The organism is Pseudomonas gingeri (genome assembly GCF_013385425.1).
Lineage (GTDB): Bacteria > Pseudomonadota > Gammaproteobacteria > Pseudomonadales > Pseudomonadaceae > Aquipseudomonas > Aquipseudomonas gingeri_D.
Window position 1 is genome coordinate 22496 of the sequence record NZ_JACAQA010000031.1, and the last position, 12346, is coordinate 34841.

Genomic DNA, 12346 nt, shown 5'->3' on the forward strand with positions numbered 1-12346 from the left:
ATTGTTACAGCGGGCGGTGTCGCGTTGCCGCGCACCGCCCGCTGTTCTTGGGACCTGCTGTGTTACTTGGCAGCCCAGGCGTTGAAGCGCTGTTCCAGCTGCTCACCGTTATCCGCCCAGAAGGCAACGTCGATCTGCACCTGGTTGGCGATGTTTTCCGGGGTGGTCGGCATGTCTTTCAGGATGGCTTTATCGAGCAACGGCACCGCCTGGACGTTGGCCGGGCCGTAGGCGATGTTTTCCGAGTAGACCTTCTGCTGCTGCGGCATCACCGAGAAGGCGATGAATTTCTTCGCCGCTTCAAGACGCTCGCCCTTCAGGCCTTTTGGAATCGCCCAGGCGTCGAAGTCATAGACGCCGCCGTTCCAGACCACTTTCAGGTTGCTTTCTTTCTGTACCGCGGCGATCCGACCGTTGTAGGCCGAGCTCATCACCACGTCGCCGGAGGCGAGGTACTGCGGCGGCTGTGCACCGGCTTCCCACCACTGGATATTCGGCTTCAGCTCGTCGAGCTTCTTGAACGCACGGTCCTGGCCATCCTTGCCGGCCAGTACCTTGTAGACGTCTTTCGGCGCCACGCCGTCAGCCATCAAGGCGAATTCCAGGGTGTACTTGGCGCCCTTGCGCAGGCCACGCTTGCCGGGGAATTTCTTGGTGTCCCAGAAATCGGCCCAGCTGGTCGGTGCACTGCTCACTTTGTCAGCGTTGTAGGCCAGTACCGTCGACCAGACGAAGAAGCCCACGCCGCAAGGCTGGATGGCGCCCTTGACGTAATCTTCGCCCTTGCCGAACAGCGCCGGGTCGAGGGGTTCGAACATGTCTTCGTCGCAACCGCGGGACAGTTCCGGCGACTCGACCTCTACCAGGTCCCAGGACACGCTCTTGGTGTCGACCATGGCCTTGACCTTGGCCATTTCACCGTTGTACTCGCCGGCCACGATCTTGCCCTTGCCCGCCGCCTCCCACGGCGCATAGAACGCCTTGACCTGTGCGGCCTTGTTCGCGCCACCAAAGGACACCACGGTCAGGTCGGGCCCCGCCATGGCATTTGCCGCGCACATCAGCCCAAGGGTCAGGGCGCTGAATTTCAGGGATTTAAGCATTTATTCTTCTCTCCACAGTGCAGGTTGGTGAAGCACGGGGCGATGGATTCGCCTCTTGGGTTACCGCGATCAACTGGCGTCCAGTAACGGATCGAGCGCGCGAACGTGCTCCACTTGCCAGCCGATAGGTACGACGTCGCCGACCGCCAGGGCTGGGTCCAGCTCGGCAATGGGCTGTTTCACGAAAAAGTCGGTCTTGCCGCAGACTTCCAGGCGCACGCGCACGTGGTCGCCCAGATAGATGAACTCGGCCACGCGGCCCGAGAAGCGGTTGACGCAAGACTCGCTGGAGCCATTGAGGCTGATGCGTTCCGGACGGATCGACAGGGTCACCGGCTCGCCGGTCTTGCCGACGTTCACCGCCAGTGCCTCGACCTTCTCACCACGGCCGAGCTCGACCACGCAGCGATCACCGCTGTGACTGTGCAGGCGGCCGTTGAGGCGGTTGTTCTCGCCGATAAAGTTGGCGACGAAGGTGTTCTTCGGTTCTTCGTAGAGGGTGCGCGGCGGCGCGATCTGCTGGATCTCGCCCTGGTGGAACACCGCCACGCGGTCGGACATGGTCAGGGCTTCGCCCTGGTCGTGGGTCACGTAGACCACGGTCACGCCGAGGCGCTGGTGCAGGTGCTTGATTTCCATCTGCATGTGTTCGCGCAACTGTTTGTCCAGTGCACCGAGGGGTTCGTCCATCAGCACCAGTTGGGGCTCGAACACCAGGGCCCGGGCCAACGCCACCCGCTGCTGCTGGCCACCGGACAACTGCGCCGGGTAGCGCTGGGCGAACTTGTCGAGCTGGACCATGCCCAGCACCCGCTTGACCCGCTCGCTGACGTCGGTCTTGCTCAAACCGCGCACGGTCAACGGGAACGCCAGGTTCTCGGCGACGGTCATGTGCGGGAACAGGGCGTAGTTCTGGAACACCATGCCGATGTCGCGTTTGTGCGGCGGGACATTGTTGATGGAGCGGCCGGCCAGCAGGATCTCGCCGGCGGTCGGGGTTTCGAACCCGGCCAGCATCATCAGGCTGGTGGTCTTGCCGGAACCGGAAGGCCCGAGCAGGGTCAGGAATTCGCCCTTGCGAATGTCCAGGTTGAGGTCTTTGACGATCAGGTTCTCACCGTCGTAGCTTTTTTGTACGCCACGAAAGCTGACCAGTACATCGTTCGCCCCAGCGCTTGAATCAACCTCGCTCATACCCTCACCTTTTTGTTTTGGACTGCCGTGGGGCTAAGCCTAGTGAAGGCTGGTGGCAGCGCAAATCGGGGGGCGGGAGAGATTGTCCTCAGCCGTCTGGAAGAATTGGGGTAGGGATTGCCCTACAAGGATGGCGCGATTGGATAAGCCCGCAAGCCGCTGCCGACGGCGAGGCCCGGAACAGCGTCAGACGACCATCCAAGGCTGTCGCAAATGGATATGTGCATACCTGTTTTTGTAGGAGCGAGCTTGCTCGCGATGGTGACCCAGGCTCCGCGGGGCATCAGACTTCCCGCGTTATCGTTAACGTCCATCGCGAGCAAGCTCGCTCCTACAAGGTCAGGGAATTCCGCCTCAGAGCAGCTTGTGCTCCATCGCGTATTTCACCAGTTCGGCCAGGGAGGTGATGTTGAGTTTCTGCATCAGGCGCGCCTTGTGGGTGCTGATGGTCTTGCTGCTCAAGGCCAGTTGCTGGGCGATGTCGTTGACGTTGGCGCCCTGGGCCAGGCGCTCGAATACCGAAAACTCGCGCTCCGAGAGCAAGGCGTGCAGTGGTCGCGAATCGGTCAGGCCGACTTCGAAGACCATGCGGTCGGCCAGGTCCGGGTCAATGTAGCGACCGCCGGCCGCGACCTTGCGGATCGCCGTCAGCAACAGCGCCGGATCGCTGTCCTTGGTCGCATAGCCGGCGGCACCGACCTTGAGCGCCCGAGCCGCCATCTGCGCCTCGTCGTGCATGGACAGCACCAGGATCGCCGGGGGATTGTTCAACGCGCGAATCCGCGGGATGGCCTCCAGGCCGTTGACACCCGGCATCGAGATATCCAGCAGGACCACTTCGCAGGGCGTATGGCGCAGGACTTCGAGCAGTTGTTCGCCATTGCTGGCCTCCCCCACCACGGACAGGTCCTTGGCCAGACCGATCAACTGCTTGATGCCCTCGCGGACAATGGTGTGGTCTTCGGCTACCAGTACGCGGATCAATGTTATCTCCCGGTTGAATCAGTTGAACCGCTATCAAGGCCTACACATCCAACGGCACCCGTGCGCTGAGGGTCGTCCCCTCGCCCACCACGCTCTCCAACCGCAGCGTGCCGCCGAGCATCAGCACCCGCTCACGCATGCCGACCACTCCAAAGGAGGTCGGCCTGCCGCTGGCGGAGACGAATCCTACGCCATCATCACTGATGGTCAGGCATAAATCCTCGCCCTCAACGGTCAGTGTCAGTTCAACAGTATGCGCCTGGGCATGGCGCATGACGTTGGTCAGCGCTTCCTGGAGGATACGGAACAGGCCAATGGCCTTTGCATCACTGAGGGCCGGCAGATGCTCCGGCACTTGCACCAGGCAGGGAATCTGCGTCCGCGCCTCGAACCGTCGGGCCTGCCACTCGATGGCCGAGGCAATACCGGCATCGAGAATCGGTGGGCGCAAGGCCGTCGCCACATCCCGGACCAGTTGGAACAGTTGAGCAATCAGCTTCTTCATGCTGTTGAGCCGATCATTCAGGCCAGGATCGAGCTGAGCATAGGCCAGTTCGCACATGGACGTTTCCAGCTTGAGCACCGTCAACATCTGCCCCAGTTCGTCGTGAACCTCCCGGGCGATACGGGCCTTTTCCTCTTCACGGACGCTTTCCAGGTGGGCCGACAGTTCGCGCAGCTGTTCGCGGGACGCCGCCAGTTCCAGCTCGATGCGCTTGCTCTCGCTGATATCCCAGACGATACCGTCCCAGACCACGCTGCCATCCTCCAGCCGACGGCTGATGGCCTTGATCTCGGCCCAGCGCTGGCGGCCTTCGCGGGTCATGATCCGGCCTTGCCAGGACCAGTCGCTGTCCGCCTCCAGCGCCCGATCCTGGGTCTGGTGGTAACCGGCCTTGTCGTCCGGATGCACCAGGCTGCGCAAGCCGATGTCCTGCTGGCGCAAGGTCGCCGGGGCATAACCCACCAGGTTCTCGCTGCCTTCACTGATGTAGGGGAAATGCAGCTCGCCGGTCAGCGGCACACGCTCCAGTCGGAACACCAGACCCGGCACATTGGCGGCGATTGCCTTCAAACGCGCTTCGCTTTCCTGGGCTGAGGCCAGCGCACGGCGGCGCTCGGTGACGTCGTTGAGGTAGACCACCAGGTATTCGCCCTCGCGAAAACGCAGGAAGCTCAACGACACATCAGCCGGCAGGACGCTGCCATCGGCGCGAACGCATTGGGTTTCCAGGCTTTGCGGGCCTTCCTCGCTAGCCCGGGCACGCTTCCACAGGTTCAGCCAGCGATCCATGTTCAGGTTCGGATCGAAGTCGATCAAGGGGCGGTCGAACACCCCGCCGGGCGGATAACCGAGCATCTCTTCCGCCGCCCGGTTGGCATAACGGACATGGCTGTCCCAGTTGACCCAGAGAATCCCCACCGTGCTCTGGTCGATGGAAAACTGGGTCAGGCGCAGGGCTTCTTCACTCGCCTCACGCCGGGCGAGGGCTTCCCGGGCGGCGAGCAGCTCATGCTCCAGGCTGTGCTGCTGGCGACGCAACCAGAAGATGATGGCCAGGCCCGCGAACAACAACACCGCCAGCAGCAGACAGAGGTTTTGCCAGAAACCCGGTGACTCAGTCAGGCGCGGGTACTTCGGTTGCAGCCAGCGGGCATGCAGTTGCTCCAGATCCCGCGCCGGGATCGCATGCAAAGCCTTCTCCACAACCCCCGCCAGTTCCGGCCAGTCGCGCCGTGTCGCCACTCGCAGTAGCTGCGGCAAGCCGATATCGCCAACCACCGCCAGCCCGGCAAACTCTTCTTCGTTGGACAGGCGACTGAGCTGCGCCTCATCGATCACCGCGTAGCGAGCCTGCTGGCTTGTCAACAATTGCAGGGCCTGGCGCTCCAGCGGCACACCCTGCAGATTGAGATTGGGGTAGGTGTTGCGCAGGTAATCGGCGACCGTACTGGGCATGCGCACGGCCACGCGGGTCTGGCTGTCGAGTTTTTCCAGCTCCACGGCGCCGGCGCCGTTGCGTTCACCCACCACCAGTTGCGGTACACGCATATAAGGATCGGAGAACAGCCACAGGCGCAGCCCCGCCGGGGTCTGGGTCAGCCCCGGTGCGAGGTCGATTTCACCCTCGCGCAGGGCTTTTTCCAGTTGCGTCTGATCGGGAAAGTTACGCCAGGTCAGTTCGACATCGAGGCTCTTGGCCACCCAGGCCATCAGTTCCACATTGGCCCCGGACAAGCGCTGCAGCCGACGGTCGTATTGCGCATACGGCGCCTGCAGGACCAGACCGACCCGCAACTCGTGGTGCTGGTCGAGCCACTCGCGCTGCTCGCCGGACAAGACAACCCCTTGCCCATGGGAAGCAGGCGCCGCCCAGGCAATCAAGGGAAAACACAAACAGCCGATAACCCACAGGCAGCAAAACCGTATCATTCGACGCTCACACACTGACAAATGCTGACCAACCCATTAGGCTGCCAGGATGACTCTGGCCTGGAAAATTCGATGCCTCTTCTCTACCGCCTGGCACTGCCCGCGCTGTGCCTGTCGCTGATACTACCTTGTGCCGCGCCCGTCATGGCCGCCGACCCGGCGCCGGCGCAGAAGCCCGCCGAAAAGCCGGTGGAGCGCCAGCCCCTGCTCGAGCGTAGCCAGGAAGACGCGACCGCGCTGGAACGCCAATTGCCCCAGCAGGAACAACAGCAACTGCAAGCCGGCGGCGACAGTTTCCTGGCCTTGTGGAAACCGGCCAACACGCCTTCGCCCCTGGGCGCGGTGATCCTGATTCCCGGTGCCGGCGAAACCGCTGACTGGCCCCAGGCAATCGGCCCGTTGCGGCGCAAGTTCCCGGATGCGCAGTGGAGCAGCCTGAGCCTGACCCTGCCGGACCTGCAAAGCGACGCGATCCAGCCACGGGTGGACGAAGCGCCCAAGGCACCGGCGGCGACCGCCAGTAACAGCAAGGACGCCAGCACCACGGCCAAGCCCATCGAACAGGCGGCCAGCGCCGAAGCCGAGGTGGTCGACCAGGCCGCCGTGCAAACCGCTGAAGATCAGTTGAAAGCCGACGCAGAGCGGATCTTCGCACGAATCGACGCGGCGATTGCCTATGCCAAGCAGCAAAATGCTCGCAGTGTGGTTCTCCTGGGCCATGGCACCGGCGCTTACTGGGCGGCCCGCTACATGAGCGAAAAGCCTTCGCCACAGATCCAGAAACTGCTCCTGGTGGCCGCGCAGACGCCGACCACTGCGCCACAGAACCTGGCTCAGATCACCCCTGGACTGAAACTGGCGACGGCGGATTTCTTCTACCAGGACCGGCCGCTGGATCGCAAAGCCGCACTGGAGCGGTTGCAGGCCAGCAAGCGGCAGAAAACCACAAGCTACAACCAGATCGCGCTGAAGGCCCTGCCGGGCAATGCCGGGCAGGAACAGTTATTCCGGCGCATCCGTGGCTGGTTGAACCCGCAGGATGTGGGCGGTCTCTGAAACGTAGCGCCTAACGGAAATCCCTGCGCTCGCGAATCAGCACATAGGCATTGTGCAAATCGCGGGTTTTTTCCGTGGCCTCGCGCACTTGTAGAGGCGTCGCGCCACTGCCCGCGATCTTGTCAGGGTGGTGGCGACTGAGCAGGCGCCGATAAGCCCGCTTGATTTGCGCCGGCTCACTGTTGGCCGCCACGCCCAATAACACCAGCGCTTCCTCATAAGTCCCGGTCGTGTTCGACAGCACCTTGCGCCCCGGCTCGTAGTCATGGGCCAGGGCCTGGACCTGATGGCTGGTCCAACCCAGCCATTTGCCCCAGAGCATGATCAACTCACGCTCCGTCGTCCCGACCCGACCGTCGGCCCAGACCATTCGCCAGCACGCCCGCAAAACGCCTTCGGCGGCATGGGGCTGGGCCTTCAGGTGATTCAGGTAGCCGCGCAGTCGATCATTCCCCGACTTGCCCCGGTTGAACGCGGCAATCGCCCGGCGCCGCGCCGCATCAGCCATATCCAGTTGACGCATTTCCTCGCGCGCCTGCTGGATATGTCCGTCGACCACCTGCCCATCGCTCTTGGCCAGTCGCCCCAACAAGACAAACAGCAATTCATCGTTGCGTAACGCCGGCTTGCCCCCCAGGCGCTCGCGCAAATGGGCAAGGCTGTGCAATTGCAGGCGCCGATCCAGCGCCTGCCCGAGTAACGCGCCCAACATGGCCCCCGGAATACTGGCGATCGCAAAACCCGCCCCGGCTCCAATCAGAGTCCCTGGCCACAACATAATCAGTGTCTCTCTTTCAACAATTGCTCGACTTGCGCCAGGCGCTCCACGGTGCCGACATCCACCCAGTGTCCGTGCATGTGCTCTCCACTCACCAGCCCCCGCGCCATCGCCTCGCGCCACAACGGCGCGATCTTGAAGGCGCCGTCCGAGCAGGCGGCAAACAGTTGCGGGTGCAGGACTGAAATACCGCTGTAGGTCAGCTTCTCGCCCAGCGCCCCACCGTCATGCAGTTGGCCGTCGAGCAGGTTGAAGTCGCCCCCGGCCGGGTGGTGTGGCGGATTGTCGACCATGACCAGATGCGCCAGACCGGCAATCGGCCGACGTAGCGAAGCAAAGTCATAGTCAGTCCAGATGTCGCCATTGACCACCAGGAAGGGCTCATCACCCAACAGCGGCAACGCACGGAAGATACCACCACCGGTTTCCAGCGGCTCCCCCTCGGGCGAATAGGCGATGCTCAGGCCATAGCGGGAACCGTCGCCGAGGTAGTCTTCGATCTGCTGTCCCAACCAGGCGTGGTTGATCACCACCTCCTTGAACCCGGCGGCCGCCAGCGCCCGCAGGTGATAGTCGATCAGCGGCGTGCCGTTGGCACGGATCAGCGGCTTGGGGGTGTGCAAGGTCAACGGACGCATCCGCTCGCCTTTGCCGGCAGCCAGGATCATTGCCTTCATACCTCGGCCCCCACCGGCCGACGCAGGCTGGCCAGCAACTCGCCCAGTTCGGCCAGCTCCGGACGGCGCGCTACCACCGCTTCTATATAAGCGAAGAAGCGCGGTACATCGGCCAGGTAACGTGGCTTGCCGTCACGATGGCAGATGCGCGCAAAGATCCCGATCACTTTCAGATGACGTTGCACGCCCATCAGGTCGCTGGCCCGGAGGAATTCCTCGAAATCGGCCTGTACCGCGATACCGGCACCCGTCGCCTTCTGCCAATAATCCTGCAGCCAACCCCGTACCCGGGCCTCGGGCCAACTGAGGAAGGCGTCCTTGAACAGGCAGGTGATGTCGTAGGTCACCGGCCCATAGACCGCATCCTGGAAATCCAGCACACCAGGGTTGGGCTCGCTGGCCATCAGGTTGCGCGGCATATAGTCACGGTGCACCAGCACTTTCGGCTGGGCCAGGGCGCTGTCGATCAGCCGGTCGCTGACCCGTTGCCACATCGCCAACTGCGCGGGATCGAAAGCGCGGCCCAGCTCATGCCCGACGTACCACTCGGGAAACAGCTCCAGCTCACGGCGCAGCAAGGCCACGTCATAACTCGGCAGTTCGCTGTCCATCGGCAGTTGCTGGAAAGCCAGCAAGGCGTCGATGGCATCGGCGAACAACCCATCGGCGTTGTCGCTGTCGATCACGTCCAGATAGGTCTGGTTGCCCAGGTCATTGAGCAAAAGAAAACCGTTTTCCAGATCCTGCGCGTGAATTTTCGGCACGTTGATTCCGGATTTCGCCAGCAAATGGGCGATATCCACGAAGGGTTTGCAGTTTTCCCGGGGTGGTGGGGCATCCATGACGATCAAACTACGGCCCCCGCCCTCCCAGCGGAAGTAGCGTCGAAAACTCGCGTCACTGCTGGCCGCGGTCAACGTAGCCGGGGGGATGGTGCCCCAGCCTTCGCCCAGAAAGAGCGTTTCCAACTGCCGATCCAGCCAAACTTTCAGGTGTTGCAAGCGTACATCTTGGTCAGGCATTACATGGGTCTCCGACGACGCTAGCCGTCAAGCGGGTGTTGCTTTATTATCCAGCATCTTGTGCGACACGCGTAGCGTGCCTCCAGCTTGGCGATGAGGAGTCATCGTCAGGGGTTTCTCTACTGAGAACCAATAGTCCGGCACCCAATCCGGGAAACAAAACCGCCCAAGAGGTCCATCGCTTAAAAGGACTCGTTGACGCTGCGGCGCAATAGCGAAACCCAAAGGCCGCCCAGCACTCGGACGCGCGGCTATGGTCCCTCAAGGACCGGGAGTGCTCTGTCACAGCGCAGGAATCGACATGCATAAGCGTCGAATTCATACAGCAGATGTATCGGCAGGCCAGGCAGATCTCCACAATTGTTTTTCAGGAGTTCTGTCCAGACTGACCGGCAACTTTGGCTTGATGATTGCCGTTTTCACAGCAGTCATGGTTATGGCCATCCATCTCGACAAGTAGCGCTTCACATCGGCCGTTTGGCCTCACCCTGGCGGGAAGAATCCCCGCAGGGGTTCCTCTTGCCTGAAAACAGGAGGAAACATCATCTCGACAGGCCGCTCAAGGTCCCTGTCAATTTCCAACCGGAGACACGAGCGAAAGCTCTGTCTGTCATTGTCCAACCATTGCCTTCATGGAGTGGGAGCGGACTCGTTGTGCGACCAACGATAGCCTAGGAAGACATGCGTCACTGGTAACGGTGAGGTATGAAGCTCTTCCAACAACGTAGCCCCCGCAAGGGCGTGAACTTACCGCGAGGTAAGCCATGGATGCTCGGAGCAGTACCGGGTTGAGGCGCTAGGCTGGCTGGCACGGGTAACGTAAGTGAACTGCTGATAAACGCCGTAAGGATAACCATGCCCAAACTGCTGTCAGGCATGAACCAAAAAGGTGCGGGGCCAGTTATTCCTGTGGGATGTGGGAATACGTCGCTACAAAGGCCCCCGGTGGAAAGGCAGACCCTAAACCAATCGTGTGACAGGCAGGGAACGTGGTAAGCCCGTATGGCTGCCTTCGGGCAGGTGAACCGCAAGGGGATCTGTTGGCTATGCGGGTATGGGATCGCAGAGAAAGCGAACGCCGGACTGTAATCGTTCGGATAGGGGTTGGAACATCACCCCACGGGAAACCGGGCAGACTTCTGCGTGGTCTTTTATCGCATGAATGCTGAGTGAGACTGTCTCAATGAACACGGAGGTCCCGCGGTAGTGGACCTTCTATTAACCCACCCTGACGGGGACGTCCATTCCCGTCAGGGGATGCATACGTCTTCGCTTGGGGAAACTTGAGAGGAAGGCAGCATGTTAGAACACAGCCAAATGGCCGTGTCTGCGCCTTCCGGCGCTCCGCAACAATGGCACGACATCGATTGGTGCCGAGTCCAGCGGAACGTCCGGGCGATGCAGTTACGGATTGCGAAGGCTTGTAGGGAAGGCGACTGGCGCAGAGTGAAAGCCCTGCAACGAATGCTGACCCGCTCACCCTCGGCCAGATATCTGGCCGTACGGCGAGTCACTGAAAACCAGGGCAAGCGTACGGCGGGAGTCGACCGCGTGCTCTGGGATACACCCGACGCCAAATGGAAAGCGGTCGATGGAATGAAGCGGCACGGATACAAGCCCCGGCCCTTAAGGCGGGTATTTATTCCAAAGTCGAATGGAAAGGAACGCCCTCTGGGCATCCCGACCATGGCGGACAGAGCAATGCAAGCGCTGCATCTGCTAGCTCTGGCCCCCATTGCTGAAACTACCGGTGATCCGAACAGCTACGGCTTTAGGATCGAAAGATCCACGGCGGATGCAATGGGACAGCTGTTCGTTTGCCTATCCAAGAAGCTCTCAGCCAAATGGGTTTTGGAAGCGGACATAAAAGGTTGCTTCGACCATATCAACCACGACTGGCTGATCAACAACGTCCCTACGGACAAAGTGATCCTTCGGAAATGGTTAAAAGCTGGAGTGATTCATAAAGGCCAGCTACAGGCAACGGATGCCGGTACGCCACAAGGCGGGATTATCTCGCCGACCTTGGCAAACATGACGTTGGATGGCCTGGAAACACAGCTCAAGCAACATCTGGGCGTGACAAAGGCCAAGAAGCTGAAAATCAACGTGGTGCGGTATGCGGACGATTTCGTCATCACCAGCGACTCGAAAGAGGTACTGGAAAATGAGGTCCGCCCTTGGATAGAGCATTTTCTGGCGGTACGCGGACTACAGCTCTCTCCCGAGAAAACGCACGTCATTCACATTGAGAAGGGCTTTGATTTTCTGGGTTGGAATTTCCGCAAGTACGATGGGAAGCTTCTGATCAAGCCAAGCAAGAAAAACGCGAAAGCGTTCTACCGCAAGGTAAAGGAGGTCATCAGTACCAACAAAGCGGTATCACAGGAGGATCTGATCCACCTGCTGAACCCAATGCTGCGGGGCTGGGCACTGTATCACCAACCCGTAGTAGCCAAGAAAGCGTACAGCCGCATGGATTTCCAAATATTCCAAGCAATATGGCGCTGGGCAAGACGGAGGCACTCGAACAAAAGCCTCGACTGGATCAGAAAGAAATATTTTCAGACCGTCGATGGCCGAAATTGGGTGTTCTGCACCACGTTACTGACAGAGGCAGGTGACAAGAGGGCGATCAGGCTGTACACCCTGGAGGATACGCCGATCGAGAGGCACAGAAAAATCAGCGGGGAATACAACCCGTTTGATCCTGAGATGGAAGAAATGGGCGAGAAGCTTCGGATGTCCCGGATGTTCGGGAAGCTGAAATACCGCAAGCAGGTATCAACCCTGTTTCAATCACAACAAGGGCTCTGTCTACTTTGCAAGAACCCCATAACTAGGGAGACTGGGTGGCATGACCACCACATCATTTATCGCTCACAAGGCGGTGGTGACTCGCTAAACAACCGGGTACTATTGCATCCCATTTGCCACCAGCAGCTTCACGCTCGTGGTTTGACAGTGTGCAAACCGGCTCCCGATTCTGGGGGTTCAATAAAGACTTGAGCCGTATGCGCTGAAAGGCGCACGTACGGTTTTTAGGGGGGAGCAGGCCAGAGATGGTCTGTTCCTACCCAACTTTCTGACCATCGATA

The 12346-nt window shown here is 60.7% G+C and carries 10 protein-coding genes; 3 read left to right on the top strand and 7 right to left on the bottom strand.

The window, feature by feature from the left end; genetic code table 11:
• Nucleotides 1-62 precede the first annotated feature (62 nt).
• The 4 genes from HX830_RS27335 to HX830_RS27350 form a co-directional block, all read right to left on the bottom strand.
• Complete coding sequence (locus HX830_RS27335) at nucleotides 63-1103, bottom strand: ABC transporter substrate-binding protein (protein ID WP_103495723.1); 1041 nt, start codon at nucleotides 1101-1103, stop codon at nucleotides 63-65.
• 69 nt (nucleotides 1104-1172) lie between these two features.
• A complete protein-coding gene (locus HX830_RS27340; protein ID WP_103495722.1) occupies nucleotides 1173-2297 on the bottom strand; it encodes an ABC transporter ATP-binding protein in 1125 nt (374 codons plus the stop codon).
• Nucleotides 2298-2651: 354 nt separating this feature from the next.
• Nucleotides 2652-3281 (bottom strand): response regulator, encoded by a 630-nt coding sequence (locus tag HX830_RS27345; RefSeq protein WP_100940518.1) that lies wholly within the window; start codon nucleotides 3279-3281, stop codon nucleotides 2652-2654.
• Nucleotides 3282-3321: 40 nt separating this feature from the next.
• On the bottom strand, nucleotides 3322-5715 hold the full coding sequence (locus tag HX830_RS27350) for a PAS domain-containing sensor histidine kinase (protein ID WP_177103788.1): 2394 nt from the start codon (nucleotides 5713-5715) through the stop codon (nucleotides 3322-3324).
• Between the two features lie 72 nt (nucleotides 5716-5787).
• Between HX830_RS27350 and HX830_RS27355 the strand changes: the two genes are divergently transcribed.
• Nucleotides 5788-6771: an alpha/beta hydrolase family protein gene (locus HX830_RS27355; protein WP_177103790.1), complete on the top strand. Its 984-nt coding sequence runs from the start codon at nucleotides 5788-5790 to the stop codon at nucleotides 6769-6771.
• A gap of 10 nt (nucleotides 6772-6781) precedes the next feature.
• On the opposite strand, the gene HX830_RS27360 is transcribed toward HX830_RS27355, so the two are convergent.
• Genes HX830_RS27360 through HX830_RS27370 form a run of 3 tightly spaced genes read right to left on the bottom strand, consistent with a single transcriptional unit; the run spans nucleotide 6782 to nucleotide 9248 of the window.
• On the bottom strand, nucleotides 6782-7549 hold the full coding sequence (locus tag HX830_RS27360) for a TerB family tellurite resistance protein (RefSeq protein ID WP_152741043.1): 768 nt from the start codon (nucleotides 7547-7549) through the stop codon (nucleotides 6782-6784).
• Nucleotides 7550-7551: 2 nt separating this feature from the next.
• Nucleotides 7552-8226: an N-acetylmuramate alpha-1-phosphate uridylyltransferase MurU gene (murU, locus tag HX830_RS27365; protein ID WP_103495717.1), complete on the bottom strand. Its 675-nt coding sequence runs from the start codon at nucleotides 8224-8226 to the stop codon at nucleotides 7552-7554.
• Nucleotides 8223-9248, bottom strand: coding sequence for an aminoglycoside phosphotransferase family protein (locus HX830_RS27370; protein WP_152741044.1), 1026 nt, complete (start codon nucleotides 9246-9248; stop codon nucleotides 8223-8225). The genes murU and HX830_RS27370 overlap by 4 nt, the downstream gene beginning before the upstream one ends.
• A gap of 301 nt (nucleotides 9249-9549) precedes the next feature.
• Here HX830_RS27370 and HX830_RS27375 point away from each other — a divergent pair, with 301 nt between their 5' ends.
• Both HX830_RS27375 and ltrA read left to right on the top strand, forming a co-directional pair.
• Nucleotides 9550-9708: a hypothetical protein gene (locus HX830_RS27375; protein ID WP_177103792.1), complete on the top strand. Its 159-nt coding sequence runs from the start codon at nucleotides 9550-9552 to the stop codon at nucleotides 9706-9708.
• 839 nt (nucleotides 9709-10547) lie between these two features.
• A complete protein-coding gene (ltrA, locus tag HX830_RS27380; protein WP_152741045.1) occupies nucleotides 10548-12257 on the top strand; it encodes a group II intron reverse transcriptase/maturase in 1710 nt (569 codons plus the stop codon).
• The last annotated feature ends 89 nt before the right edge of the window (nucleotides 12258-12346 follow it).

Bases quoted from the DNA above. Each gene is read 5' to 3' on its own strand.
- HX830_RS27375 (WP_177103792.1), top strand. From the start codon at position 9,550: ATGCATAAGCGTCGAATTCATACAGCAGATGTATCGGCAGGCCAGGCA.
- HX830_RS27370 (WP_152741044.1), bottom strand. From the start codon at position 9,248: ATGCCTGACCAAGATGTACGCTTGCAACACCTGAAAGTTTGGCTGGAT.
- HX830_RS27335 (WP_103495723.1), bottom strand. From the start codon at position 1,103: ATGCTTAAATCCCTGAAATTCAGCGCCCTGACCCTTGGGCTGATGTGC.
- murU (WP_103495717.1), bottom strand. From the start codon at position 8,226: ATGAAGGCAATGATCCTGGCTGCCGGCAAAGGCGAGCGGATGCGTCCG.
- HX830_RS27340 (WP_103495722.1), bottom strand. From the start codon at position 2,297: ATGAGCGAGGTTGATTCAAGCGCTGGGGCGAACGATGTACTGGTCAGC.
- ltrA (WP_152741045.1), top strand. From the start codon at position 10,548: ATGTTAGAACACAGCCAAATGGCCGTGTCTGCGCCTTCCGGCGCTCCG.
- HX830_RS27350 (WP_177103788.1), bottom strand. From the start codon at position 5,715: ATGATACGGTTTTGCTGCCTGTGGGTTATCGGCTGTTTGTGTTTTCCC.
- HX830_RS27360 (WP_152741043.1), bottom strand. From the start codon at position 7,549: ATGTTGTGGCCAGGGACTCTGATTGGAGCCGGGGCGGGTTTTGCGATC.
- HX830_RS27355 (WP_177103790.1), top strand. From the start codon at position 5,788: ATGCCTCTTCTCTACCGCCTGGCACTGCCCGCGCTGTGCCTGTCGCTG.